22 protein-coding genes and 2 pseudogenes are annotated in these 26,234 nt (G+C 41.2%); 19 read left to right on the forward strand and 5 right to left on the reverse strand.

The window, feature by feature from the left end:
* The first annotated feature begins 90 nt into the window (after positions 1-90).
* The 3 genes from OTG27_RS10840 to OTG27_RS10850 are packed head-to-tail and all read left to right on the forward strand — an operon-like array spanning position 91 to position 3,723.
* Positions 91-1,548, forward strand: a complete 1,458-nt coding sequence (locus OTG27_RS10840) for a spore germination protein (protein WP_268936895.1) — start codon at positions 91-93, stop codon at positions 1,546-1,548.
* Positions 1,520-2,614 carry a GerAB/ArcD/ProY family transporter gene (locus OTG27_RS10845; RefSeq protein WP_268936896.1) on the forward strand — a complete coding sequence of 365 codons (1,095 nt, stop codon included), beginning with the start codon at positions 1,520-1,522 and terminating at the stop codon, positions 2,612-2,614. The genes OTG27_RS10840 and OTG27_RS10845 overlap by 29 nt, the downstream gene beginning before the upstream one ends.
* Positions 2,611-3,723: a Ger(x)C family spore germination protein gene (locus OTG27_RS10850; RefSeq protein WP_268936897.1), complete on the forward strand. Its 1,113-nt coding sequence runs from the start codon at positions 2,611-2,613 to the stop codon at positions 3,721-3,723. Before OTG27_RS10845 ends, OTG27_RS10850 begins: the two co-directional genes overlap by 4 nt.
* 92 nt (positions 3,724-3,815) lie before the next feature.
* On the opposite strand, the gene OTG27_RS10855 is transcribed toward OTG27_RS10850, so the two are convergent.
* Complete coding sequence (locus OTG27_RS10855) at positions 3,816-5,267, reverse strand: flavin monoamine oxidase family protein (RefSeq protein WP_268937060.1); 1,452 nt, start codon at positions 5,265-5,267, stop codon at positions 3,816-3,818.
* 362 nt (positions 5,268-5,629) lie between these two features.
* Here OTG27_RS10855 and OTG27_RS10860 point away from each other — a divergent pair, with 362 nt between their 5' ends.
* The 13 genes from OTG27_RS10860 (at position 5,630) to OTG27_RS10920 (ending at position 18,728) form a co-directional block, all read left to right on the forward strand.
* Positions 5,630-6,991, forward strand: a complete 1,362-nt coding sequence (locus OTG27_RS10860) for a cytochrome ubiquinol oxidase subunit I (protein WP_034312238.1) — start codon at positions 5,630-5,632, stop codon at positions 6,989-6,991.
* Between the two features lie 15 nt (positions 6,992-7,006).
* Complete coding sequence (locus OTG27_RS10865) at positions 7,007-8,053, forward strand: cytochrome d ubiquinol oxidase subunit II (RefSeq protein ID WP_268936898.1); 1,047 nt, start codon at positions 7,007-7,009, stop codon at positions 8,051-8,053.
* A gap of 28 nt (positions 8,054-8,081) precedes the next feature.
* Complete coding sequence (locus OTG27_RS10870) at positions 8,082-8,837, forward strand: hypothetical protein (protein WP_098184832.1); 756 nt, start codon at positions 8,082-8,084, stop codon at positions 8,835-8,837.
* A gap of 151 nt (positions 8,838-8,988) precedes the next feature.
* Complete coding sequence (locus OTG27_RS10875; RefSeq protein WP_057277749.1) at positions 8,989-9,654, forward strand: TetR/AcrR family transcriptional regulator; 666 nt, start codon at positions 8,989-8,991, stop codon at positions 9,652-9,654.
* Between the two features lie 60 nt (positions 9,655-9,714).
* Positions 9,715-10,857: an acyl-CoA dehydrogenase gene (locus OTG27_RS10880; protein WP_034312230.1), complete on the forward strand. Its 1,143-nt coding sequence runs from the start codon at positions 9,715-9,717 to the stop codon at positions 10,855-10,857.
* Between the two features lie 124 nt (positions 10,858-10,981).
* The gene (locus OTG27_RS10885; protein ID WP_268937061.1) at positions 10,982-12,619 is read left to right on the forward strand and encodes an AMP-binding protein; all 1,638 of its coding nucleotides are present in this window, start codon (positions 10,982-10,984) and stop codon (positions 12,617-12,619) included.
* A gap of 12 nt (positions 12,620-12,631) precedes the next feature.
* Positions 12,632-13,981, forward strand: coding sequence for an acetyl-CoA carboxylase biotin carboxylase subunit (locus OTG27_RS10890; RefSeq protein WP_063576330.1), 1,350 nt, complete (start codon positions 12,632-12,634; stop codon positions 13,979-13,981).
* Positions 13,982-14,012: 31 nt separating this feature from the next.
* Positions 14,013-14,225: an acetyl-CoA carboxylase biotin carboxyl carrier protein subunit gene (locus tag OTG27_RS10895; RefSeq protein WP_034312225.1), complete on the forward strand. Its 213-nt coding sequence runs from the start codon at positions 14,013-14,015 to the stop codon at positions 14,223-14,225.
* 14 nt (positions 14,226-14,239) lie between these two features.
* Positions 14,240-15,142, forward strand: a complete 903-nt coding sequence (locus OTG27_RS10900; protein ID WP_307730058.1) for a hydroxymethylglutaryl-CoA lyase — start codon at positions 14,240-14,242, stop codon at positions 15,140-15,142.
* 19 nt (positions 15,143-15,161) lie between these two features.
* Positions 15,162-15,944, forward strand: a complete 783-nt coding sequence (locus tag OTG27_RS10905; RefSeq protein ID WP_268936900.1) for an enoyl-CoA hydratase — start codon at positions 15,162-15,164, stop codon at positions 15,942-15,944.
* Positions 15,945-15,967: 23 nt separating this feature from the next.
* Positions 15,968-17,497, forward strand: a complete 1,530-nt coding sequence (locus OTG27_RS10910; RefSeq protein WP_096338496.1) for an acyl-CoA carboxylase subunit beta — start codon at positions 15,968-15,970, stop codon at positions 17,495-17,497.
* 285 nt (positions 17,498-17,782) lie between these two features.
* Positions 17,783-18,364: a sporulation-specific diadenylate cyclase CdaS gene (gene cdaS / locus OTG27_RS10915; RefSeq protein ID WP_268937062.1), complete on the forward strand. Its 582-nt coding sequence runs from the start codon at positions 17,783-17,785 to the stop codon at positions 18,362-18,364.
* Between the two features lie 196 nt (positions 18,365-18,560).
* The gene (locus OTG27_RS10920; protein WP_268937063.1) at positions 18,561-18,728 is read left to right on the forward strand and encodes an NADPH-dependent FMN reductase; all 168 of its coding nucleotides are present in this window, start codon (positions 18,561-18,563) and stop codon (positions 18,726-18,728) included.
* A gap of 161 nt (positions 18,729-18,889) precedes the next feature.
* On the opposite strand, the pseudogene OTG27_RS10925 reads toward OTG27_RS10920, so the two are convergent.
* Positions 18,890-19,033, reverse strand: a pseudogene (locus OTG27_RS10925) (oxalate/formate antiport family MFS transporter); the annotation flags it as partial.
* Positions 19,034-19,285: 252 nt separating this feature from the next.
* Between OTG27_RS10925 and poxB the strand changes: the two are divergent.
* Both poxB and OTG27_RS10935 read left to right on the forward strand, forming a co-directional pair.
* Positions 19,286-21,010 (forward strand): ubiquinone-dependent pyruvate dehydrogenase, encoded by a 1,725-nt coding sequence (gene poxB / locus OTG27_RS10930; protein ID WP_268936901.1) that lies wholly within the window; start codon positions 19,286-19,288, stop codon positions 21,008-21,010.
* 544 nt (positions 21,011-21,554) lie between these two features.
* Positions 21,555-21,905, forward strand: a complete 351-nt coding sequence (locus OTG27_RS10935) for a DoxX family protein (protein ID WP_268936902.1) — start codon at positions 21,555-21,557, stop codon at positions 21,903-21,905.
* A gap of 587 nt (positions 21,906-22,492) precedes the next feature.
* Here OTG27_RS10935 and ycaC read toward each other — a convergent pair.
* Positions 22,493-23,114 (reverse strand): annotated as a pseudogene (gene ycaC / locus OTG27_RS10940) (isochorismate family cysteine hydrolase YcaC).
* Between the two features lie 423 nt (positions 23,115-23,537).
* Between ycaC and OTG27_RS10945 the strand changes: the two are divergent.
* Complete coding sequence (locus OTG27_RS10945; RefSeq protein WP_268936903.1) at positions 23,538-24,797, forward strand: glycosyl hydrolase family 18 protein; 1,260 nt, start codon at positions 23,538-23,540, stop codon at positions 24,795-24,797.
* A gap of 394 nt (positions 24,798-25,191) precedes the next feature.
* Here OTG27_RS10945 and OTG27_RS26690 read toward each other — a convergent pair whose 3' ends face one another.
* A complete protein-coding gene (locus OTG27_RS26690; protein ID WP_374941258.1) occupies positions 25,192-25,341 on the reverse strand; it encodes an NAD(P)H-dependent oxidoreductase in 150 nt (49 codons plus the stop codon).
* Between the two features lie 130 nt (positions 25,342-25,471).
* A complete protein-coding gene (locus OTG27_RS10950) occupies positions 25,472-25,927 on the reverse strand; it encodes an FAD-binding oxidoreductase (protein WP_268936904.1) in 456 nt (151 codons plus the stop codon).
* Between the last annotated feature and the right edge of the window lie 307 nt (positions 25,928-26,234).

Raw genomic sequence — 26,234 nt, forward strand, 5'->3', positions numbered from 1 at the left:
TAAAAGCTGCCTTCATTTCCTTTCGCATAAAAAATTGTAAATAGAGGAAACTGAGAATACAAAAACCCCATTTAACCAAAGGAGTTCACCATGAAAAGTAAACCCTTGCATATTAAATTGGATCAAAAGCAGGAAGAATTGAAATCTGAATTGGATATGCAGGATGATGTAGTATTTAAACAAATATTCATTCCCGGTTATGAAGTTTCGGGATTATTCGTATTTGTCAATGGAACGATGGATTATCCTGCATTCAATGAGATAGTCCTGGATCTATCGGCTGCCCAGGTTGAAACCAGGCATCCGGTTTCTATCGAACAACTTGTCATTTCCAAAGTCTGTTCAGTCAGGGAACAGGATGATGTTGAAACATATGAAACAGCCAAAGAGCATATTTTTGACGGGAAAACGCTTTTATTTATAGATGGCATAGTAAATGGTTATGTCTTGAATCTGGAAAAGGAAAAAAAACGTACACTGGGTGAACCTTCGACAGAGAGGGTTGTCCGGGGACCGAAGCTTGGTTTTATCGAAAGTCTTCAGGAAAATATCGGCTTGATAAGGCAATACTCAAACCATCCCAACCTTATCGTCAAACAACAGAAGTTCGGGACGATGGAAAAACGGGAAGTTGCGTTGATCTTTTATGAAGGAAAAGCAAGCGATTCTTTGTTAAAAGAAGTGAATAAACGGTTAAATGAAGTGAAAACTACCGATCTCCAAGACTCGGGGATGCTCGAGGAATTAATTGAAGATACAGCGCTGACCCCTTTCCCGCAAATCCAGAATACGGAGCGTCCGGATAAAGTATTGGCTGCATTGCAGGAGGGAAGGGTGGCGATCATGGTTGACGGCTCGCCATTTGCATTGATGGCACCTACGACGATGACGATGCTGCTGCAGTCACCGGATGATTATTATGAAAGATGGGTAGCAGGATCTTTTTTGCGTGCACTTCGCTACTTTTCTTTATTTGTTACCGTATTTCTTTCAGGGATTTATATCTCCTTGGTCTCGTTCAACCCTGGATTGCTTCCGTCAGGTTTGGCCATGACAATAGCAGGTACCAGGGAAAACGTTCCCTTTCCTCCTTTTGTAGAGGCAATTATCATGGAATTGACGATAGAACTGCTTCGCGAAGCAGGCATTAGGCTCCCGGCACCCATTGGGCAAACGGTTGGATTGGTTGGTGGAGTCATTATTGGCCAAGCAGCCGTTCAAGCCAATATTGTGAGTTCCCTTATGGTCATAATCGTTGCGATCACGACGATTACCTCTTTTACGGTCCCGCAATATAGTTTTGGACTGGCATTCAGGGCATTAAGGTTCGGGGCTATGGTTTTTGCCGCCGTTTTAGGTCTATACGGGACCACATTATTCTTTATCATCATTATCAGCCATTTGTCAAAATTGACCAGCTTTAACGAACCTTATTTTCAACCAATGGACTTTATAGGTAAAAAAACCTGGAAGGATGCGTTCTTACGGTTACCGAAGCGGAAAAAAGGGGGGGATTCTCTTGAGCCAATCCGACGGCAAAATTCTTAGCGGGGAATTGGCAGCGATCATTTCATGCAGTATGTTAGGAATTGGGATGCTTACGCTTCCAAGGACGATAACGGATAAAATCAATTCGTCCGATGGATGGATCGTCTTGATTCTAAATGGGATATCTATTGCCCTTTTCATATGCCTATTGGTTGTACTGTTAAAAAAACATAAAGTCGCTGACTATTACACATACATGGAGGAGGCCTATGGAAAGTGGCTCTCCAAACTTATTGGGTTAGTCGTGGTGGTGTACTTTATAGGCGTGGCCAGCTTTGAAGTTCTTGCGATGAGTGAAATGGTCCGATTTTATTTGTTGGAGGAAACCCCGGTTGAGATTGTGATACTTACCCTGATTTTAGCGAGTGTGCATCTTTTGACAGGTAAAATTAAAGCCATAGCAAAGGCATGTGTCTTTTTTCTTCCTTTGACAATCGTCATCGTCTTGCTCATTTATTTGTTCAGTCTCAGAGTAGTCGAGTTAAAAAACCTCCAGCCTGTTCTTGCGAAAGGATTTCTACCTGTCATGAAAGGAATGGGCTCCGGAACTTTGTCTTTTTTTGGAATTGAACTTTTCATCTTTTTGTTTGGCGTCGTTAAAAATCAAAACAAAGTAAGAAATGGCGTTTTAATCGGTTTTTTCATCCCGCTGATATTATATATAATTACATATGTTCTGGTAGTGGCTACACTGACTGTTCCGGAAGTCATTGCAGTTACTTGGCCAACCATATCATTTATTCAGTCCTATGAAGTAACAGGCATATTTTTAGAGCGTTTGGAACTATTTCTCTTAATAACTTGGATGCTTCAGTTTTTTTTAACACATTCGATTTACTATTACTTCGCAGCAGAAGGCATGACGAGAATCTTCAACAATTCATATACAACGAACCTTATTGTTTTGGTTCCAATCGTTTTTTTTCTGGCCAAAATCCCTAAAGACATACTTGAAATTTTTAAAATGAGCGATTTGCTTGGATATTTATTTCCATTTATATTGATTGGCTTGCCAATTGTTACCTTCCTAATCGTTCAAGTGAAAAGGAGTAGAAGAAGCGGATGAAAAGATTATGGTTGATCTTACTTATTCCTTTGCTTACAGGCTGTTGGGACAGTGAAAATATAGAAGAGTTATCCCTTGTCGTGGGAGTGGGGATCGATAAAAGCAAAAAGAAAGACGAAATCATGTTAACAGAACAAATTCTGGTGCCCCCAGGAAATAGTGTTTCGGAGAATCAGGCTCAATTAAAATTTAAGAATGTTACGGTCAGTGCCAAAACGATGCATGAAGCCATTAGGGATTCTTTGCTCATAACCAATACGGTATTAACCAATCATCAGCGCATCATGCTCATTAATGAAGATTTATTAAAGAAAATCCCGATGGAAGCGATCATTAATCAGTCAATACGCGATAATAATACAAGGAGAAGCTGTCATGTTTATTTAACAAAAAGACCGACGAAAGAAATTTTGGGACTATCCGACGATGGGGAGATTCCTTCGAATGTAATCTATGAATTGAAAGATAATGAGCACAGAACGAATAAAATACTTCCGCCTTTAACTCTGGGCAAAGCATCATCAAATTTGCAGTCAGATGGAAGCTTTGCCATTCAGGCCGTTGATATTAAGAGGGGGAAATTAATTTTGGAGGGTGCAGGGGTGATCAACAATTCAAAGTTGGTCGGTATCATGAATGATGAAGATATAGCTGCATTAAATTGGTTGAATGGAGAAGTAAAGGGCGGAATAATTGAAGCGGTCCAACACGGTGAGCCTTTAAGCGTTGAAGTGATCAATAAGACAAGGAGGAAAGTCAAGACGGAATTGAACGGTGACCATTTGACGATCAATATTGAGGTCGGGTACACAGGAAGACTTTCGGAAGATTGGTATGGTAAGGAAAATTCTTTTGAAAAAGCCTATTTAAACGAGATTGAGCGTATTGCCGAGAATGAAGTGAAAAAGGATGTTAAGAAAATAGTATACAAATTACAGCATGAATATAAAACAGGCGTAGCAGGATTGTATCGTTATGTGCAAAATCAGCATCCAAAGTTTTGGGAGAAAAATAAGGGGAAATGGGACGAAATTTTCAGTAATGCTGACATTAATTATGAAGTGGATATTAAGGTCATAGACATCGGTTCAAAAGGAGGGATAAAGTGAATGGGCATAAGAATGAAAACCTTCCAAATGGAAGGTTTTTTGTCAGTGTTCTTTCTTGATGAGGTTACTTATTAGCCAAGGAAATGGTCCATTCAAGGCCCACCGAAAAAAGTTCTAGGCAGATTCGTCACTTCATGTGCAACCCTGATTCCGGATTGAATGGCTCCTTCAATCCATGCTGGTACGGTTGATGTATGCTCCCCAGCGAAGTGGACCCTTCCTTCAGGAGTTGGGATGTATGGAAATAAGTCCGTTTCCTGACCAGGCTTAAACATGGAGAAAGCGCCGTAGGAATACTGATTCAATGTCCAGCTATAAGAAGCTCCTGATAAAAAATGATCATATACTTGATTACCATGGATCACTGCCAAATTTTTCAATGCGTGTTGTATTCGATCTTTTTCCGGTAGGATATCCCATAAAGTGGCATCATCTTCCCATGTATAACTTGCTAAGATGAGACCGGATTCACTCTGGTTGCTCGTTTGGCTGGGGTAATAAGAAAATCTAATAGGTAAATCTGTCGTCAATTTACCGCCGAAGATTCCTTCCTTTTCCCAAAACCTATGAGTGAATTGAAGTCCAATTTTTGTGGAAGCAGCATAATGGAGTTCCCTTATTGCCTTCCATTTATTATGGGAAAAGGAATTCCGGGGTTCAATATCTATAAATTGCAGCAATTGAAGAGGGATCGTCACGATGGCAAGATCACCGGTAACCGTTAAGGGGTTTTGACTTTGAGTATGTTTTGAATGGATGATGACTTGATTATCATGTTGGATGATCTTTGTCACTTCATATCTGAAGATTAAATTATCCTTCAATTCCGGTAGAAAGGCATAAGGAAGCCGGTCGTTTCCTCCTTCGATTGAAAAAAATTTCACGTCTGGATTAAAGAGCGGCATAAGCTCCCGAAGTATGGCCGGAAAAGAAAGTTCCGGGAATCCTTCTAAACCCATCAGGACTTTGATGCTTTCAATCGCCCCTGTAGATAGACTGATTCCGACTGGATTGTACTGCAAAAAGAAGCTCATGGAGTATTTATCAAACTCTTTAATGACTATTTCCCAATTTCTACGTGGATTTTGAATGATGAAGTCAGTCACAGGCTTGATTGCCATGTGGAGTAATTCTTCAGCTGTTTTCCCCCTTTCATGGGGAGCTACAGGGTACCTCAGTATATCCGGGTTCTGCTGATATATCGCAGCGGTCGTCTTAATTCCATTGGCATAAATGGGATCATTAGGAGTCGCATTCACAAAAGTGTTGACTCGTAGACCATACTTCTTGATGTATTCAGCAACTAAGTAATGATAATTAGGAATGCGCATGGCACCGGCTTCAAGGTAGGAACCTTCTAAAAATGGCTCCCGTATGGTCAAAACACGCCCTCCGACCCTCCCGGTTGCTTCCAATATTGTAACATCGTGCCCCGCTTGTTTTAAAAGGGATGCTGCAATCAACCCAGACATGCCTGCACCAATGATAATGATTTTTTTTGGGATTGGGGTAGGCCCCAGGCCATTTCTGATCACAGCCAGCATTTGTTCGGGTGATAACGGATCTTTGGTAAAGGACAAAATGTTTTTCTCCTCTCTTGTTACACTTTCTATATGGGATTTACGCTATTTTATTCCGATTGGGTCACCATTTATGAAGGATATTCAATAATTTGTCATCTAAATGCTTAGTAAAAATTTTTTTTAGGGCATGGGTGAATTCCACGTAATATATATACCAAAAATAACCTCGGTAGAATATATTCTAAACAATCATCCAAAAACATCATTAAGTGAATACCGAGCTTCCGCAAAACCTATGAAAAATTAGTTTGTGGAATATTATTAAATATTTTCCTTTACAGAGGAGATACTACCAAGAGACAAGAGGTAGAAAGGAAGACAGTATGGATCATATACAAATGGCCCGCGCAATGTTCGGGACGAATATGGCTGTACATATCATATTTGCAACGATTGGCGTCGGGTTGCCGATGATGATGTTGGCAGCGGAATTGATGTATCAAAGGACAAAGGATTTACAGTATGTCGTCATGGCTAAACGCTGGACCAAAACATTAGGGGTTTTACTTGGGGTCGGGATTCCGACTGGTACGATTGCGGGTGTGCAGCTGTCACTATTATGGCCTGGGTTCATGGAAGTGATAGGACGTGTCATGGCGCTTCCATTCCAAATCGAGATTTATGCATTCATGGTTGAAGCGCTGTTCATGTCAATCTATGTGTATGCTGCTGAAAAAATCAAGCCATGGGCCCGAATCGTGAGTTTATTCTTTGTTGCATTCGGAGCATTGGCTTCGGCTGTTTTGATTTCGAATGTCCATGCTTTTGAAGGGACACCTGCTGGGTTTCGGTTTGAAAATGGGGAAATCGTCGATGTCGACCCTTGGGCGGCATTTTTTAACCCAAGTTTCTTGGTGACGGCAGGTCATACGGCCCTGACTGCTTATACGACAGGCGCTTTTGTCGTGGCGTCCGTCGCAGCCTATAAGATGCTGAAAAATAAATATGGCACTGCTGAATTTAATTTTCACCAAAAAGCACTGAGGCTCAGTATTGTCTTGGGCTTGGTTTTTTCGTTTTTGACGGCATTGAACGGTCATGCGACTACGCAGCATTTATATAGGGAACAGCCGGAAAAACTGGCAGCGGCAGAAGGGTTGTTTGAAACACAGGACCATGCCGGACTTACCTTGTTCGGTTATACCGATAGGGAAGCTCAGGAAGTGAAGTATGGGATTGAATTTCCATGGTTATTAAGCTTTCTATCTGGTAATAGCTTTGATACGGTTGTGACCGGTTTGAATGATTTTCCGGAAGAGTATTGGCCGCCGCTTTATGTCCATATCTTATTCAATGCCATGGTCATGATTGGTTCAGGCTTAATCGCGTTGGCACTGTTTGCATTGGTATGGAATAAATGGCTGAAAAAGGAGACATATCCGAAATGGATACTTTGGCTGTTTGTTGCATCAGGGCCGCTTTCGGTGATTTCGATAGAATGCGGTTGGATTTTTGCCTGTACGGGCAGACAGCCTTGGACGATATACAGGATGCTGACAACGGAGGATTCAGTTACTTCGTACGAAAACCTTGGATTCTTATTCACGATGTTCATTATTGTATATATCATTTTATGCGTTTCTGTCGTGTTTACACTTTTGTATTATTTCAAACGTCATTCCGTAATGGATGATATATATAAAGCCGAACAGAAAGGTGTAAGACTTTTCGATTCGAATTCATAAAAGGGGGGAAGGCGAATGAGTGATGCTCTTCTTGCAATAACACTGGTCTGGGGCTTTATTTTCCTTTATGCCATCATGGCCTCTATGGATTTTGGGGCGGGCTTCTGGGCAATGACTTACATTAAGAAGGAAGAGACTAATGCTACCAAGATAGCGAATAGCTATTTATCACCAACTTGGGAAGTGACGAATACTTTTGTTGTTGGTCTTGTCATTGCGATTTACAGTTTATTCCCAGGTGCGGTATTCCCGATTGGGGTAGCCTTGATCGTTCCCGCGAGCCTGATATTGGTTCTGCTATGTATTAGGAGTGCTTTCTTGGTTTTCTCGCATAGCGTTGACAAATATGAAAAAGCGTTAACGTATATCTCAGGATTGACGGGATTGATCATACCGGGGCTATTAATCAGCGTATTGCCAATCACTCATCTTGGGTTTGTCGAAGGTGTGAGAGGAAATGAAGAATTGAATTTATCTAAACTTTTCACGAGTCCGAATGAGTATGCATTTGTGGGATTCGGCATTATGAGCACGCTTTTTTTATCTTCTTTGCTCCTGTCCGATTACTCAAAACAGGCCGATGAAATGAAAGCATACAAAATATATCGCAGGGATGCGATGATAACGGGACCGCTTATGTTGGTCATGGCTCTGCTGGTCATGCTCACGTTAAGAAACGAAGCGAACTGGATTTACCAAGAAATGATGAAAAACTCTGCATTGTTATTCATCTCGCTCATTTTTTTCATCATTAGCGGGATAGCACTGTACCTACCCTATTTTTCTAAGCATGAGGTTAAAGGGATGCCACGCCTCGCTGTCATTGCGATTATCATACAGTATTTAATCGGCAGTTATGTTTATGGTATCGCTCATTTACCTTACATCATCTATCCAAATGTCACGATTCTATCAGGATTTACCGATCCAACCTCATTCCGGGCCGTGTTTGCCACGTATATCGTGGGCTTTGCAATATTAGTCCCTGGGTTCTATTATTTCTGGTCCATCTTCATGAAAGATCAGCGTCGAAAGTTCAAACGGCGACAAATGTCAAATTAGTTCATCTTTGAAAAGAGAGGTTATCACTATGAAAAAGTTAGATCTGCTAAAATATGCGGTTTTAGTCATCTCACTATTTTTGAGCTATCAAGCGGTTGAAGCGCATGATAAAAATTTTCAGGTGGATGGCACATATATTTCAACTAAAAGAGATGTAACAGGTGACCAGAAAATAGACATCATCCAGGTTCAGGGACTGCCTTATGAGGAAGGTAGTAAGTTTCTGAAAAAAATTGAGTTAAGTGTGGAAAGCAATCGCCGTATAATCGACGTCCCGCTTGAAGCTGGGTATAATCCAGATCTAAAGGTTGCCGACTTGAATGATGATGGGGTCCAGGATGTATTGGTTACGGTTTTGATGGAAGGTAGAGAGCGGTTGATATCCAGTTACGCCTATACATTCAAGGATGGAAAAGTGAAGGAGCTTGAAGTACCGCCATCCGTTCCTGTAATGGCACAATTTCTGGACGGATACAAAGCGGAAATCATTATTGAAGGTCAAAAACCTGTGGTGATGGATGTCAGTTCCAGAAAACAAGCTTATGATAAATTGGGCATTTATCAAAATGGAAAACTAAATGAACCGACAGAGCTTTTGGTTGATCCATACTCTTCACTGGATTTCAAGACCGTTTTTGGAAAAGGAAAAGCGCTTATCGGAATCCAAAATGTAAAAGGGTCCGATGAGCGTGATCCGATACTGGAGATCAAATCAGTGTGGAAATATAATAATGGATGGCAGCTTGTAAAAGCCCAAGTTAAACCGGTCAAGGGTAGTAAATGACATGGTATCGACTGCTTCTTAAATAAACTGTATTGACGGCTCTTGGTTTTGAGGGCTGTTTTTTTGTTGATAATTAAAAATTGACAATTTTTAATTATTTGGTAAAATCTAAATAAATCCAGTTTATACATAATCAAGCTCTTTATTCTGGATGGAATGTAAGCGGATACAAAGGGGGTGCAGTCTTACGGAGTTAAAAGAAAAAATAATTGAAACATCGTTGACGCTCTTCGATCAGCATGGTTTTCATGGTGTCTCCGTCAACGAAATCGTTAAGGCATGCGGAACTAGCAAAGGTGGTTTTTATCACCATTTCTCTTCCAAAGATGAACTCTTATTTGTCATCCATGATTACTTTATTTCATATGTTTTAATAAAAGCACAGGAAGCCATTTCAGAAAGTACCCATCCAACAGAAAAAATGCAAAAGATCATTCAATCATTTGTTAAAGTTTTTGACCTCTATAAACCACACATCTCAGTTTTCTATCAAGAAAGCATTTACTTAAAACCACCTTATGTTGAAGCAATCAAAAAAAAGCGTCAAACGTATAAAGAAATCATTTTTTCCGTTATCAAAGAAGGTATTGACAAGGGAGTATTCCGCAGCGAATTGCCAGTGGAAATAACCGGAATGTCAATTCTGGGCATGGTGAACTGGTCCTACAAATGGTACAAAAGGGACGGCGGAAAAACGATCGACGAAATCGGTGATATTTACGTGGATTTAATTCTGAATGCCCTATTGATAGATAAACAAAAAGAAGCGGAAATCACCCAGCCATTTTTACTGAAGAACCAAGTTGTTGTGGATTGAACAATCAACTTGATTTGTACAGACCAACTAGTCGGTCTCAATAGAAAGGGGAATGAACATATGGATTTTTCACTTACAAAAGAACAGCAAATGATTAAGGAAATGGTAAGGGAATTTGCTGAAAAGGAAATTAAACCGATTGCGATAGAGTTGGACGCAAAGTCCATGTTTGCGGAGGATGTATTCAAAAAAATGGGGAAACTCGGGTTGCTTGGAATTCCGTTTCCTGAAGAATATGGCGGATCGGGCGGAGATACGATTTCGTATGCCATTGCCGTTGAAGAGATTGGCAAGGCGTGCGGGGGAACCGGCTTAAGTTATGCCGCAGCCGTTTCGCTCGGGGCAAGTCCAATTTACTATTTTGGAACCGAAGAACAGAAGCAAAAATATCTGGTTCCAATCACGACCGGTGAAACCCTGGCAGCTTTCGGGTTGACAGAGCCTAATGCGGGTTCCGATGCTGGCGGTACGAGAACGACTGCCGTGTTGGATGGTGATGAATATGTGATTAATGGCGAAAAAACATGGATAACAAATGCCAGCTATTCAAGAACGGTTACTGTCACTGCTGTATCGGGAAAAGATTCAAAGGGCAAAAACATCATCTCGGCATTCATCGTGCCAACCGATACCCAAGGGCTGACGATCAATAGCAATTATGAAAAAATGGGAGTCCGGGCTTCCAATACTTGTGAAATCATTCTGGATAATGTTCGGGTGCCAAAGGAAAATTTATTGGGAGATCCGGACAAAGGGTTCAAACAATTCCTATTCACGCTTGATGGAGGACGGATTTCCATTGCAGCTTTGGCCGTCGGTATCGCTCAGGCTGCCTTTGACAGAGCTTTAGCTTTTTCAAAAGAGCGCATCCAATTCGGTAAAACCATATCAAATTTCCAGGCCATTCAATTCAAGCTTGCAGACATGGCGATGGAGATCGAATTGGCGAGGAATATGGTATATAAGGCTGCATGGTTAAAAGACAATAAAAAACCTTTTGCAAAGGAAGCGGCATACGCCAAGCTCTTTGCTAGTGAGACCTCGTTCCGCGCCAGCAATCAAGCGATTCAAATACACGGCGGCTCTGGTTACATGCGTGAATATGAAGTGGAACGCTATTTAAGAGATGCTAAGTTATTGGAAATTGGTGAAGGCACATCCGAAATTCAAAGACTCGTTATCGCCAGGCAATTAGGCTGTTAATCTTTACGGAACGTAAAATGAACTTGATGCTTGGGGTTCATTTGGGTGAAAAGCAGATTTTATCTATACAGCAAAAAGCGTTCATTCTTACCTTTATTTGATTAGGAGGAGTTTGATGTCTGATTTGCTAGATGTTACGATCGGGAAATTGCTTGAAAGGACAGCTGAACAATACGGTGGTAATGAAGCAGTTGTGTACCATGAACTAGGCCTGCGCCATTCTTATCGCGAATTTGAAAAGATTTGCCGAAAGGCTGCCAGGGGGTTCATGTCACTGGATATTAAAAAAGGGGAACATATCGCCATTTGGGCATCCAATAAACCGGAATGGCTTATATCCCAATTTTCCACCGCGAAAATGGGCGGGGTGCTGGTGACGGTCAATACTAATTACCGCTCAAGTGAACTGGAATACCTGCTTAAGCAATCCGATTCGACGACGATCATCCTGATGGAACAATATAAGGATCATTCATATATAGATACGCTGTACGAAATCGTACCTGAATTGAAAAATGCAGAACCAGGAAAATTACAATCTGAGAAGATGCCAAAATTAAAAAATATCATCGTTTTAGGTGAAAAACGTTATCCTGGAACGTTTTCATGGGATGAAGTCATTAGCGGAGGCGAATCCGTTTCGGAGGAATCGCTCGACATGAGGATGGAGGAATTGGCTCCAGGTGATGTGATTAACATGCAATATACATCAGGGACGACAGGATTTCCAAAAGGAGTGATGCTGACGCATTCCAACTTGGTCAATAACGGATTGAATGTCGCAGAGTGCATGAAGCTGACCGAAGCCGACCGGCTATGCATCCCGGTTCCGTTTTTTCATTGTTTCGGCTGTTCCCTTGGTACGATGGCATCTGTTTCAGTTGGGGCAACAATGGTGCCGATTGTGGAATTTAATCCACGCGTTGTCCTTCAGACAGTTGAAGCCGAAAAATGTACTGGGCTTCATGGTGTACCGACGATGTTCATTGCTGAACTTAATCTCGATGACTTTGACCAGTATGATTTAAGCTCTTTACGGACTGGTATCATGGCAGGCTCGACATGTCCGATTGAAGTCATGAAAAGCGTGGTGAATAAGATGGGCATCACGGAAATCACGATTACTTATGGTCAAACGGAATCTTCTCCAGGAATTACGATGACAAGAACGGACGATCCGATCGAACTTCGTGTTTCTTCAGTGGGAAGGGCTTTGCCGAAAGTGGATGTGAAAATTGTCGATCCGGCTACAGGGGAGGAAGTCCCGCGGGGCATGCAGGGTGAACTCTGTTCGAGGGGATACCATGTAATGAAGGGTTATTATAATAACCCGGAAGCCACTGAGCAGGCGATTGACACGGAAGGCTGGCTCCATACGGGAGATTTGGCAGTGATGGATGAGAGGGGTTATTGCAAGATTACTGGCCGGCTGAAAGATATGATCATTCGCGGAGGGGAAAATATTTATCCCCGTGAGATTGAAGAATTCCTCTACCAACACCCTGCAATTGTCGATGTCCAGATACTCGGCGTTCCAGATCAGAAATATGGGGAAGAGGTAGCCGCATGGATCATTTTGAAAGCAGGAGAAACCCTTACGGAGAAAGAATTGATAGAGTATTGCAAAGGGAAAATATCTTTTCATAAAATTCCGCGTTACATTCAATTTACCGATGCTTATCCAATGACTGCATCCGGAAAAATCCAAAAGTATAAGCTTCGGCAGCAAACTCTTGACCTACTAACGGAACGCACTAAATAAGGAGGATATCGAATGATTCGAAAAATTCTTATCGCAAACAGGGGAGAAATAGCATCACGCATTATTCGTACATGCAAGAAGCTGGGAATACTTACTGTCGCTGTCCATTCGGAAGCAGATTCGGATTCGCCTTTTGTGGGATTGGCGGATGAGGCATATTTATTGGGTGGCCCGAGAGTACAGGAAAGCTATTTAAACGTCAATAAGATTTTGGAAATAGCTAAGGAAACCGGAGCGGAGGCCATTCATCCTGGATATGGTTTTCTTAGTGAAAATGCAGATTTCGCACGTTCATGCGAAGAAGCCGGCTTGATATTCATTGGTCCCAAACCAGAGATCATTCAGCAAATGGGCAATAAAGTCGAGGCAAGGAAAAAGATGGAGCAAGCAGGACTTCCATTGGTGCCTGGATTTTCACGTCCGTTAATTGATAGTGCAGAAGCGGCAGCCGTTGCCGAAAAGATTGGCTATCCAGTCATGTTAAAAGCAGCAGCAGGCGGCGGGGGAATCGGCATGCAGGCCGTTGCTAATGAAGATGAACTAACCAAAGCCTTCGAAGGGAATCAAAAACGTGCCCAATTATTTTTTGGCAATGGAGATATGTTCATAGAAAAATTGATTGAGAAGCCTCGTCATATCGAAATTCAGGTATTGGCGGATTCCTTTGGGAATGCTGTTTACTTATGGGAAAGGGAATGCTCCGTTCAAAGGCGCCACCAGAAGGTCGTGGAAGAGGCTCCATCTTCTTTCCTTGACGAAGAAACAAGAAACAGGATGGGAATGGCTGCAGTGAAAGCGGTAAAATCCATTGGTTATAGCAATGCGGGCACACTCGAATTTTTAGTTGATGCAGATAAAAATTTTTATTTCCTGGAAATGAATACACGCCTTCAGGTAGAGCATCCTGTCACTGAAGAAATTACGGGACTGGACTTAGTCGAACAGCAAATTAAAATTGCATCGGGCAACAAATTGGATTTCACCCAAAGTGAGATTAAACAGGACGGACATTCCATTGAAGTCCGCATTTATGCTGAAGATCCGAAAACCTTTTATCCGGCACCGGGGAGGATCACCACCATGGAACTTCCGGAAGGTGAAGGGATCCGTCATGAATTGGCGGTTCATGGAACTTCGGTCGTATCCCACTTTTATGATCCGATGATCGCCAAATTGGTGGTGAGCGGCGACTCGAGGGATAATGCGATTGAGAGATTAAGAGAAGCGCTGGCAAGCTATAAAATCGAAGGAATTAAAACAAACCTTCCTTTACTGATGGAAATAATTTCTCATGAGGCTTTTTCCAAAGGAGATACGACTACGGATTTCATTGCGAAATATATTCAAAAATTGACTGTATAACTTAAAACATAATGATCGGGAGGAAAATAAAATGGCAGAATTAAAGGCAAGCATGGCAGGAAGCGTTTGGAAAATCGTAGCAAATGAGGGGCAAAGTGTAACCGACGGACAGGATATCATTATCTTGGAATCGATGAAAATGGAAATCCCCATTGCAGCCGAGGAAGCTGGCACCATTAAAGAACTAAAAGTGAATGAAGGGGATTTCGTAAATGAAGGCGACGTTTTGGCCGTCATTGAATAAAGGGACGGAGGGGTATGATGAATTGGCCTGAAAAAGTGACAATTAAGGAAGTTGGACCCCGTGATGGGCTGCAAAATGAAAAGGTCATAATACCTGCACAAAGCAAAATGGAGTGGATCGATCAGCTCTCTGATACAGGATTATCTTATATAGAAGTGACTTCATTCGTACACCCAAAGTGGATTCCCCAACTGAGTGATGCCGTCCTGGTGGCTAAGGGAATAAAGCGCAAGCCTGATATCACTTATGGGGCCCTTGTACCGAATCAAAGGGGACTGGAGTCGGCCCTTGACGCCAATATCGATGATATTTCCGTGTTCATGTCATCCAGTGAAACGCATAATCTAAAAAATATCAATAAGTCGATTTCCGATACCTTTCCAATATTGAAGGATGTCATCAGGACAGCAGCAAATAGCGGGAAAACGGTCAGGGGCTATGTTTCAACCGTTTTCGGCTGTCCGTATGAAGGGGAGGTTTCGACTGATCAGGTTTTCCGTGTTTGTGATCAACTTTTTGAATATGGCATCGATGAAGTCTCGTTGGGTGATACCATTGGGGTCGCGTCTCCAAGACAGGTTGCACTGTTCCTTGAACAGGCTGTAAAAAGATATGATATGAGCCAAATTGCCCTCCATTTTCATGATACAAGGGGAATGGCACTCGCAAATATCCTTGAATCACTGAATTATGGCATTGACACTTTCGACTCTTCGCTCGGAGGTTTAGGGGGATGCCCGTATGCACCAGGAGCGAGCGGAAATGTGGCTACGGATGACCTGGTTCATATGCTACATAAAATGGGGATTCACACAGGAATCAATCCCGAAAAGCTATTGAAGGCTGCGGCCATGGTGCAAAGCTTTTTGGAAAAACCATTGCCTAGCCATCAGATGGCTGTAAATAACGCACAATAAGCGAAATCGAGGTGAATGTATGACTTCATTAGTTGATATAAGGTATGAAGAAAAGGGAATTGCCTTCGTGACCTTGAATCGGCCGGATGCTGCTAACGCTTTATCCACAGAATTGCTTCATTGCTTAATCGAAGTGCTGGATGAATTGAAGAGAGATTCCAATTTACGAACAGTCATTATAACGGGAGCAGGTGAAAAGGCGTTTTGTGCAGGTGCGGATCTTAAGGAAAGAGCGGGTATGAATGATGATAAGGTCAAGGAGACAGTCAAGTTGATCGGAGACACGATTACGGCTGTAGAAAACCTTCCAGTACCGGTCATCGCTGCGATCAACGGTTCGGCTTTTGGCGGTGGGCTGGAATTGGCACTCGCTTGTGACATACGCATCGCATCGGAAACGGCAAAGGTGGGGCTGACTGAAACGTCATTAGGCATCATCCCTGGTGCAGGCGGTACACAGCGACTGCCCCGGATAGTCGGAATGCCGACAGCGAAAGAACTGATTTATACGGCAAGGAGATTGGATGCAAAAACGGCACATGCCTTGAAAATCATCAGTCATGTATATTCACCCCAACATTTACTTGAGGAAGCGAAAAAATTGGCTAAGGAGATTGCGGTCAATGCCCCATTAGCACTCAGGGCTGCAAAAGCGGCGATCAATCAAGGGGCTGAGACCGACTTGAAAACAGGATTGCAAATTGAAAATGACTGCTATCAGACAACTTTAAAAACCCTTGACCGACTGGAGGGTCTGTCAGCATTCAAGGAAAAACGCAAACCGGTATATAGAGGCCAATGATTTCTATTGAAGGAGGAACAGGGATGGTAACGACGGATAAACTAACTGAAACGGTTGAAACGATTAAAAAAGGCGGTTTAGAAAAGTATCATCAAAAAAACGCTGAAAAAGGAAAGCTTTTCGTACGTGAACGTCTAGAGCTGCTTTTCGATGAAGGGGTAGAAATAGAGGACGCTTTCTTTGCCAATTGTGCAAGTGTTGGTCTGCCTGCTGATGGTGTAGTTACGGGCATCGGAAAAATCAATGGTCAAAGGGTCTGTGTCATGGCCAATGATTCGACTGTGAAAGCTGGATCCTGGGGAGCAAGGACCGTCGAGAAAATCATTCGCATTCAGGAAACAGCCGAAAAGTTACAGCTGCCCCTTCTTTATTTAGTCGATTCTGCCGGGGCACGAATTACGGATCAAGTAGAAATGTTTCCAGGCCGCCGCGGAGCTGGCCGCATCTTCTACAACCAAGTGAAGCTATCAGGAAAAGTCCCGCAAATTTGTCTATTGTTCGGTCCGTCTGCCGCAGGCGGGGCATATATTCCAGCTTTTTGTGATATTGTAGTAATGGTTGATGGCAATGCATCCATGTATTTAGGTTCACCGAGAATGGCAGAAATGGTCATTGGCGAAAAGGTGAGCGAAGAGGAAATGGGCGGGGCGAAAATGCATTGTTCCGTTTCAGGATGCGGCGATGTACTTGTCAAGTCGGAAGAAGAATCGATCGCGTTTGCGCGCAGGTACTTAAGCTATTTTCCAGGAAATTATCAAGAAAGACCTAAAAGCGTAAAACCTGAGCTGCCTGCGGATTTCGAAAAAACTTTGGAAGAACTGATTCCTAAAAATCAGAATGCAGCCTTCAATATGTACGACCTGATTGATAGGGTTATAGACAGGCAATCATTTTGTGAAATCAAGAAGCTATTTGCCCCTGAATTAATCACTGGGCTTGCAAGGCTAAATGGACAAACGATAGGAATCATAGCCAATCAGCCGCGAGTCAAGGGCGGCGTCCTGTTCCATGATTCAGCTGATAAGGCTGCCAAGTTCATCAACTTATGTGATGCTTTCCATATACCGCTGTTATTCCTGGTGGATATTCCAGGATTCATGATTGGGACGAAGGTCGAACGGGCAGGAATCATTCGCCATGGTGCGAAAATGATCTCGGCCATGAGTGAAGCCACTGTTCCCAAGATTTCCGTCATCGTCCGTAAAGCTTATGGTGCCGGACTATATGCGATGGCCGGTCCCGCCTTTGAACCGGACTGCGTTCTTGCCTTACCGACGGCATTGATAGCGGTCATGGGAGCTGAAGCTGCGGTCAATGCAGTCTATGCCAATAAAATCAATGCGATGGAACCAGAAGAGCGCCCTGAATTCATTGAACAGAAGCGCAATGAGTATAATGAAGATATCGATATTTACCGCTTAGCCTCTGAAATGATCGTTGATGGCATCATCCAGCCGAATGACCTGCGTGATGAATTGAGCGCTCGGTTTGAAGCGTATAGCAGTAAGCAATTGACATTTACCGATCGTAAGCATGGGGTCTATCCCGTATAAAGTATTCCATGGAAAAAGCCCGGTTCATCATGACCGGGCTTTTTCCATGGAATAAAAAAATACTGATAGATGTTAAAGATGAATAAAGAAATGGAAACCTCATTTTGCCTAACATGCTTTTTATAATAGATGAATAAATAATTCTTATGTAGACAAACTTAAGTACATTATTAAATTATAGATTGAACAAGTCCTGAACCGATAAAAATATTATTAGACTGAACTTTATGCGAACAATAATAGGGATGATATATCGAAAATAGAGAGTTAAATGGAGGTGCGTGTCTGTTAAATAATGGGAGTTGCGATTTTTCACCTATGAAACAAATATTAAAAGAGGATATTCGTCAGGTAATAACGGCATTACAGAATAACTTAGAAGCAATGGGTAATGAAAACAATTGTCTTCTTGGAAACTTTGAAAAAATTAAAGAAAAATTTGTGCACATTGAAATAAAAGCGGCTACTTTTTATTTAAACTGTTATTTGTCTCCGTTTACGGACAAATATCCGGAATTATCAATTTGCGTACAAAATATGTCGAATCTGAGACATGGTAGATTAATTGTGATTCAACGAGAAGATTCTCTTGAATCTTTGATTCAACCGGGTATTTCAATAGGAGCAGAGTTAACCCATTCTTTATTAGAATCAATTTTTTTTCCTGGAAATCCACTCCATGATGGTGCTGTATTGGTAAGTCATAATCAAATCGATTCTGCAGCAAATGTCCTACCGCATTCAGACAGATATACAGGCGATAAAAAACTTGGTACACGACATCGCTCTGCTTTAGGTTTAACTGAACGAAGTGATGCCCTTGTACTGGTAGTATCTGAGGAAACAGGTAGAGTTTCATTTGCTTAAAATGGAAACCTTTATCCAATTACTACTCATGGGTCTCTATAGAGATTAAAGCCATATGTTTTTCTAATAAAACCTTCTGTTTATTAATTAGAGTCGCACAATTGGCCTTATTTGCGGCAGCTTAAGAAAATAATCTTATAATTGTATCATAGCTGAGGCATTGCCAGAGCAGGAGGATTCCATAGAATTTCGTTAGATAGAACTTAAAGATCTTCCCTTATTTAATGAGGATTTAGAAGTTGGAGGAGATCCAGAAACGATAACAACATTTAAAATTTCAATTCAAGAAGTTGACGGCATTATAATTGTAAGCCCTGAGTACAACTCAGGTATTCCGGGCGTGTTGAAAAACGCGTTGGATTGAGCTTCTAGACCTTCTAAGTCTTCAGTACTACATAGAAAACCAGTAGGTGTAATTGGAGCTACTCCCGGGGGATTAGGCACAGCCTTTGCTCAAATGAAAATCAGACAAACTATGTTTCTAACGAGTGATTTTTACACCAAAACCTTAGTTTTCGTATGCCCCACTTTTCCTGTAAAAAGGGTTGAGAACGCAAAAGAGAAGCTTGAAATTGAGAAGGTTATGGCCACTGAGCTATGCTCCCAGCTGAAATTATACTCAAGTAGCTGGTTGAACAAACTCCAAGAATAAATGGTTCCGATCCCCATGGGTTAACTGACTTGTTTGTTTTCCTGAAATTTTCCATCCTTTTAAAATAGTTATACATTATTTCTACTTAATAATGGTAGAGTCGAAACTTTCGCCTTAGTAAATTGAATCTTACATCAACAGAATATTAATCAGTAAAAAAGGAAACCTTAATGTAAATAAATTGAAATTAACATAAGAAGTATTATTATTTTGTCCAGACGCGGGTAATGAAAATACAAGATTTTTATATTTAGGAGGAAAGGAAAAGGATGAAACAAACAATAGCAGATTTACTGATTGATTCTTTGATGAACGCTGGAGTAAAACGGATATACGGGATAGTGGGTGACTCGCTGAACGCTGTTTTAGATTCCATTCGGCGTTCGGGAAAGATTGAATGGATTTCGGTGAGGCATGAGGAGGTTGCAGCCTTCGCTGCGGGTTCTGACGCATTATTAAGTAACAGCATCGCAGTTTGCGCAGGAAGCAGTGGTCCGGGGAATCTTCACCTAATCAATGGACTTTACGATTGTCATCGAAGTCGGATTCCAGTGCTGGCTATAGCTGCACATATACCAAGCAATGAAATTGGAGGAGATTATTTCCAACAAACAAATCCTGAGCATTTATTCAAGGAGTGCAGTCATTTCTGTGAGGTTGTGACAAAACCTGAACAGATGCCCCGCATGGTTACGATGGCTCTACAGCATTCTATTTCACGAAAAGGTGTTTCTGTTCTTGTTCTTCCTGGAGATGTTGCTTTACTCGCTGACGATGAAAGTGTCCCTGAACAGGTAATCCACTTAACACAGCCAGTTGTTCGGCCATCTGATGAAGAGTTAAAAAGCCTGTCAGAATATCTTAATAGTGGTAAACGTATCACGTTATTGTGCGGGGCAGGTTGTGAAGGAGCTCACGCTCAGCTGATGCAGCTTTGTGACAAACTTAAATCTCCAATGGTCATTGCCCTTAGAGGGAAAGAGCATCTTGAGTATGATAATCCATATTTGGTGGGATTAACGGGTCTTATTGGTTATTCATCTGGTTATCATGCCATGATGGATTGTGATGTATTATTAATGCTTGGTACCGACTTTCCTTACAGGCAATTTTTCCCGAAAAAGGCCATTATTTTGCAAGTAGATATTCGAGCGGAACATTTAGGCCGCCGAGCAGCATTAACCTATGGACTTTGTGGGGACGTTAAATATACAGTTGAATCACTTCTTCCACTTTTGAATGAAACACATGACACTCATCATCTGGATAAATTTGTTTCACATTATCAGGATGTTCGCAAAGGACTGGATAAGCTGGCAACAGGGAAGCCTGGAAGCATGCCAATCCATCCGCAATTTCTAACTAAAGTAATAAGCAATCTCGCAAGTGAGGACACAGTATTCACATGTGATGTAGGTACACCAACTTTATGGGCTGCACGTTATCTGGAAATGAACGGAAAAAGACGACTTCTGGGATCTTTCAATCACGGAACGATGGCAAATGCACTGCCTCAGGCAATTGGAGCCCAGGCTGCGAGACCGGAAGTTCAAGTGGTAGCCCTGTCCGGAGATGGCGGACTCTCAATGTTAATGGGTGATTTATTGACACTTCGACAGCATAAATTACCTGTAAAAGTAGTTGTATTTAACAACAATGCTCTAGGTTTCGTGGAACTCGAGATGAAGGCTGCAGGCTATTTAGAAACAGGGACAGGTCTTGAGAATCCCAATTTCGCTGATGTTGCTCAGGCGATGGGAATAGAAGGAATTCGTGTAGAAGACCCGGCAGATCTTGAGAATGCCGTGAAACGAGCATTTGCACATAACGGCCCAGTCATTCTTGATGTGGTTGTAAACCGCCAGGAGCTGTCACTTCCGCCTAGTATTAAATTAGAACAGGCACAAGGATTTACTCTTTGGATGCTTAAAGCTGTGCTGAATGGCCATGGCAATGATATTCTGGATCTGGCTAAGACCAATCTTTTTCGATAGTATGGAAGTAAGAGGCAAGTGTTAGTAGGAAGCAAATAAGATGAAGGTAAAAACATAAAAAAATGCAAGCACAGGTTGAACATTAGCCTGCTCTGATAATGTAAAACAAAAGGGCTGTGTAAATCTGAATGAACTATAACCCGAATAAACACTACTTAAAAAAGTGCTTCTTATTCGGGTTTTTTTATGTCTTCTTTATGATGACAGTAATGACATATGGATTAAATCAACTACCCCTATCCATGAGCAGATATGGTGCAGCTGCTGCTAATACAGCTCGAATGGTTTCTGGCTCAATAGGTACAGCCTTATTGATTATTGACTACTATCATGTCGACACAAACTAAAAATTATTTACCTGAATTATTAAGTACATTATCAGAAGCTGAAGCTATTAAAGAGGCAAGTATTTTGGGAATGCAAGATGCTTTTCTTGTGACTACTACATTGGCTGTTATCGTATTTATTATCACTTTTTTTCTTCAAAAGAAATAAGATTACTAACTAATTTATTACAAAGGGGAATAATTGAATATATTATTGATTGTCATACAATGTTTTTTTATTTTTATGTTTTGGTAGCAGGTATGTCAAAGTTGATGGTGGAAAACAGCAAGTAGAGATTTTTAAAGAGCTTAATTTACCAAAATGGTTACGGATTGTGACTGGCTTGATTGAATTATTTGGGGCAATTTCTTTAGTAATTGGCTTTTATGATGGAAAATTTGTAGCGATAGGTGGTCTTATTTTAGGATTGACAATGATTGGGGCTACAGCAATTCATTTTCTCATAAAGGATCCATTAAATAAAACTATACCCCCATTAATTTTTGCTTTACTCTCTCTATTATTAACATTCACTCATTTAGAATACTTGTTAAATTTATTTAATTAATTTGAGGTTATTATATTCATATTTAAAATTATATAAAAAAAGCTGGGCGGAAGGTTGCTGGCCAGCTTTCCCTATTTATTGCTTTCCTTTTTAAAGATATTGTCCGGTCTGCTAGGTGTTTTGCTGCAATTTCTAATTCTTCCGCCATTGCAAAACGGAAAAACTATCTTGGTTCATAAATAGGGACCCAATTAGTTAAACGAGTACGCCATCTAAGCCAAAAAATGACACTTGGAGGGTATTCGATCTTGTATGGAATATAGATTTTTAAATTAAGAAGAAAACAAGAAGCCAAGCATTTTTTCCAAAAAGCCTTGGCTTTTTCAAAGTGGATAAAATTCCGGCCTATCAATTAGCGTTTCAAGAGTTAAAGATTAGAAACGTATTCCAAAGGTGTATACAAAAAAAACAATAATATGCTAGAACGGGATAATCGGTTAATAATGATGCGAGTTCGTTCGATGTTAGGATTGAAATCATTTTGTACAGCTAACAAACTAAGTGGCATAGAAGCCAGGAATTTTGATAAAAAAGAATCAAGTTCATCAGAGGAGGAAACTCCGCCCAAATTCAAAAAAAATTACCTCTTACTTACTAAGACCCTTCTGAGCTCCCATATAACTCCCGATTACATTTTGATAGCCCGGAAGTAGGCTGGCAAGTAAAGCGCCAAAACCTCGCTATCGTTACGCCAATCGCGTTGTAATTCTGACGCCACGCTAAACGAGTTCATAAGTTGCACGCCAGCATGTGCCATTCGCATTAGCGCGGCGTTCTCCACCTGTTGGCTGAATGTTCCGGAAGCATCGGTAACGACAAATGCTTCATAACCCGCTTTCAATGCGGAAAGTGCTGGGAAAGCAGTAACCACACCGGCAATGATAAGTTGCTTTTTGCCAGTCGCCTCGATAGCCTTGACAAAATCCTCGTTGTCCCAGGCATTAATTTGCCCTGGACGAGAGATTTTTGGCGCATTTGGGAAGAGCTCGATGAGCTCCTGCATTAGTGGACCGTTCGGGCCATTCTCGAAGCTCGTGGTAAGAATGACGGGGAGATTGAAAAATTTGGCGGTATTAGCCAGAGCCAGGACATTGTTTTTAAACTCATCAACACCGTAGTCACGTACGAGTCCGGAGATAAGGGCGGTCTGATGGTCAACAAAAAGAACGGCGGCATCCTCCTTCGAAATACGGGAATTAGATCAGTCATTTTGTATTCCTCCTTTAACTAAATATAAGGCATACATACTTTCCCTAAATTAATAAATTTGTATACGCTTAATTAAGAAGCGAATTCAAATTATTAGCCTAGTTAATTAAGTTTTTTTCAATATTTTCTTTATGTTTTAATAGCGTTTTGGCGATAAGTCATTTCCATCATAAGTTGTCAATACCTATACTTTTTAAAAACGATGGCTAGATTCATAAAAACTTTTCTGTGAATTGCTCCTAAAAAGCTGCTTATTATCATTTTTCAAAAAACATCCACATATAATTTTTGTTATAAAGTGAAACTTTGAGTAGTGAAGGGCTCTAGCCACCTCCAACAATTCTTTTTTGATTTCCTTAAAGACTTAAGGGAGAATTATATAGATTTTCAATTTGAGATAAAGAAAGATGAAAGAGGTGCCGTATGTTTATTTACATTGTTAAAACGGGAGACACCTTATATTCCATCGCAACAAAATATCGAATTACTATGGATAGTATAAGAATCATGAACGGTTTAAAAACAGATCGATTGGTACCAGGACAGGATTTGCTCATTACGACAGATGTATATATTGTTCAGCCTGGAGATTCACTATACTCCATTTCTCAAATGGCTTTGGTCCCAATTGAAACGATCCGTTTATATAATGGATTACAATCCGATGTATTGATGGTTGGCATGAATATCTATTTGCCGCCAAGAATAAGGTACGAAGCAGAAGGACTGAGTTATATCACGCCTTCTACCCCAGAAAACAATATAGCCAATGTTGAGACATTTGCTTCTATCAATACGTATTTTGGTATATTTGAACATCATATTCTTGAAGATGGAAGCTTAAGTACACTTGATGATCAACAACTTATTATGCTTTTAAGGGGAAAAAACGTTGCACCACTTGCAGTCATTACAAATTTAACGGAGACTGGATTCAGTCCTCAATTAACCAAGCAAGTATTAAATAATCCGGAGGTAAGGCAACGAGTTATTAATAATATTTACAATTTGGTGAAGACAAAAAATTACGCCGGGGTGAATATTGACTTTGAAAGAATCCGTGAAGGAGAAAGGGATTTGTTTAGCGGATTCTTACGAGCGTTACGAGATCGACTAAAGCCTGAAGGATATTATACTTCTGTGGCCGTTCCAGCGAAAACAAGTGATGACGTCCCTTGGTTAAAGGGATATGATTACGGAGGCATTGGGGCTGCTGTTGACTTTGTTTTTATCATGGCCTATGACTGGCATGAAGCGAGCAGTCAACCGGGTCCTGTTGCTCCTATAAAAGAAATAAGGAAAACCATCGAATATGCTTTAAGATTTATGAGGGGAAATAAAATCATCCTTGGTGTCCCGCGGTACGGATATGACTGGACGATGTCAAATGGAACCGCTTTAAGTGCACGTGCTGTATCTGTATCTATTGCTATTGAGACAGCTATGAAATATCAAGTTCCTATTCAATATTCCATTGCAGATCAGCAGCCTTTCTTTAGCTATCGAGATGAAGCGGGTACAAGACATATCGTTTGGTTCGAAGACTCCAGAGCTCGTGCTCAAAAGCTGCAATTGGTTGTCGATTATCGATTAAGGGGGATTGGAGCCTGGCAAGTAGGATTACACTTTCCTCAATCGGCCTACTTAGTCAAGGAATTTCTGATTCAAAGAAGAGTTATTTAAACATAAAACAAGAACCGGGAATAATTACAGAAAAAGCCTGCGCTGATTATATTGCGCAGTTTTTCTGTAAGAAGGGTAAGAGGACAGGTCTGATTTAAAAAATTCTAAATCAGAAAGCCTGGACTAATAAATTGGTGGTTTTTAACTTGCCTAATTAATTAGAAAATGGGCAACTTATTTTCATCAAGACCATTTTTAATTATTTCGTCTGTTTTATCTGGGAATTGATTATTTCCTTCTATAATAACTTTTTTTATTTCGTAAATACCTAAAAAGAGAAGTGTGTTTTCGACAAAAGTAACCGCCAATTCTTTGTGACTCGAGGTGGCTCTGAATAAACTCCTCCACTGGCGTTAAGGATTATGGCTTTCTCTCCTGTTGCCAATCCGATGGATCAATTTAAGGTATATTTAAAAGTAACTCCTGCACGATATAAATAATCAAAAAAGGTGTGTAATACTGCTGGAACTATCATGTTCCAAAGTGGAAAGCCAAATACAATTATATCAGCCTCCATAAAATCTTGTATATGCCGATCTGCGATTTTTTAAACTATATAATATCCAAAGCTGCCGTCTCCCCCACCACGGCAAGCCCAAAATAGGTTGCTGTGCTGACTGTCATTGGCACGGATAATCTTGCCTTGTGCAGTAACCATTTCCACCTCGAGTACGTTATCGCAGGTCATTCCCCAATAGCCTGGACAACAACCCATATCCTCCTCCGAGAGTTATTCCGGATACACCGATCGTTGGACACGTCCCGTATGGGATGGTTAATCTATGTTTCCAAAGTGCTTCGTACAAAGGTAGCAAACGGAACCCCGCCCCGATCTGCGCCGTGCCGCCCTCTTTATTGATTTGCAGCTTTAGCAGTCCGCTGACATCAATGACGAGACCACCGTCGACGAAGGAAAATGCTTCATAGCTATGTCCGCCGCTGCGTACGCGAAAAGGAAGCTGCTGCTTACGTGCCCATAGGATCGCGTTGACAACGTCCTGTGTGACCTCACAGTAAACGATCACCTTGGGGAATTTATTAAAGCGGCCGTTATAATTTTGTCTTGCCTCGTCATAGCCGGGTGAGCCTTGCAGGACTACACGTCCGGTTAGTCCTCCTATGCTTACCATGGGACGATACCTCCTTAAAAACGTAAGATGCGGAAAGCCTTATACAATCCATATGTAAAACAAGAAGAAACAGAACTGATGGACGAATTCTTTCTGATTAGGAACAGATTGATTCCATAAATCAACCTGTTCCTTTTTGATCATTTGCATGGCCTCTACTCCAAAAGGATGGATGTAGCTGTGTCAAAAGACTTGAATCCTAACATAGACTATATTCCTTCGCTTAATCGATGTTTTCAATTCCGGATTACCAGGGATTATTTAGGCTTTGAGTATGAAATGCTTGTTGATTAGAATTTTTAACTTT

It is taken from the genome of Peribacillus sp. AS_2 (assembly GCF_026891895.1).
Lineage (GTDB): Bacteria > Bacillota > Bacilli > Bacillales > DSM-1321 > Peribacillus > Peribacillus frigoritolerans.

What these genes read in the sequence shown, in the direction of transcription:
- OTG27_RS10855 (WP_268937060.1), bottom strand. Translation starts at nt 5,267, where the DNA reads ATGCTGGCTGTGATCAGAAATGGCCTGGGGCCTACCCCAATCCCAAAA.
- OTG27_RS10910 (WP_096338496.1), top strand. Translation starts at nt 15,968, where the DNA reads ATGGTAACGACGGATAAACTAACTGAAACGGTTGAAACGATTAAAAAA.
- OTG27_RS10905 (WP_268936900.1), top strand. Translation starts at nt 15,162, where the DNA reads ATGACTTCATTAGTTGATATAAGGTATGAAGAAAAGGGAATTGCCTTC.
- OTG27_RS10850 (WP_268936897.1), top strand. Translation starts at nt 2,611, where the DNA reads ATGAAAAGATTATGGTTGATCTTACTTATTCCTTTGCTTACAGGCTGT.
- poxB (WP_268936901.1), top strand. Translation starts at nt 19,286, where the DNA reads ATGAAACAAACAATAGCAGATTTACTGATTGATTCTTTGATGAACGCT.
- OTG27_RS10865 (WP_268936898.1), top strand. Translation starts at nt 7,007, where the DNA reads ATGAGTGATGCTCTTCTTGCAATAACACTGGTCTGGGGCTTTATTTTC.
- OTG27_RS10860 (WP_034312238.1), top strand. Translation starts at nt 5,630, where the DNA reads ATGGATCATATACAAATGGCCCGCGCAATGTTCGGGACGAATATGGCT.
- OTG27_RS10875 (WP_057277749.1), top strand. Translation starts at nt 8,989, where the DNA reads ATGGAATGTAAGCGGATACAAAGGGGGTGCAGTCTTACGGAGTTAAAA.
- OTG27_RS10840 (WP_268936895.1), top strand. Translation starts at nt 91, where the DNA reads ATGAAAAGTAAACCCTTGCATATTAAATTGGATCAAAAGCAGGAAGAA.
- OTG27_RS10950 (WP_268936904.1), bottom strand. Translation starts at nt 25,927, where the DNA reads ATGGTAAGCATAGGAGGACTAACCGGACGTGTAGTCCTGCAAGGCTCA.
- OTG27_RS10880 (WP_034312230.1), top strand. Translation starts at nt 9,715, where the DNA reads ATGGATTTTTCACTTACAAAAGAACAGCAAATGATTAAGGAAATGGTA.
- OTG27_RS10945 (WP_268936903.1), top strand. Translation starts at nt 23,538, where the DNA reads ATGTTTATTTACATTGTTAAAACGGGAGACACCTTATATTCCATCGCA.
- OTG27_RS10870 (WP_098184832.1), top strand. Translation starts at nt 8,082, where the DNA reads ATGAAAAAGTTAGATCTGCTAAAATATGCGGTTTTAGTCATCTCACTA.
- OTG27_RS10895 (WP_034312225.1), top strand. Translation starts at nt 14,013, where the DNA reads ATGGCAGAATTAAAGGCAAGCATGGCAGGAAGCGTTTGGAAAATCGTA.
- OTG27_RS10890 (WP_063576330.1), top strand. Translation starts at nt 12,632, where the DNA reads ATGATTCGAAAAATTCTTATCGCAAACAGGGGAGAAATAGCATCACGC.
- OTG27_RS10900 (WP_307730058.1), top strand. Translation starts at nt 14,240, where the DNA reads ATGATGAATTGGCCTGAAAAAGTGACAATTAAGGAAGTTGGACCCCGT.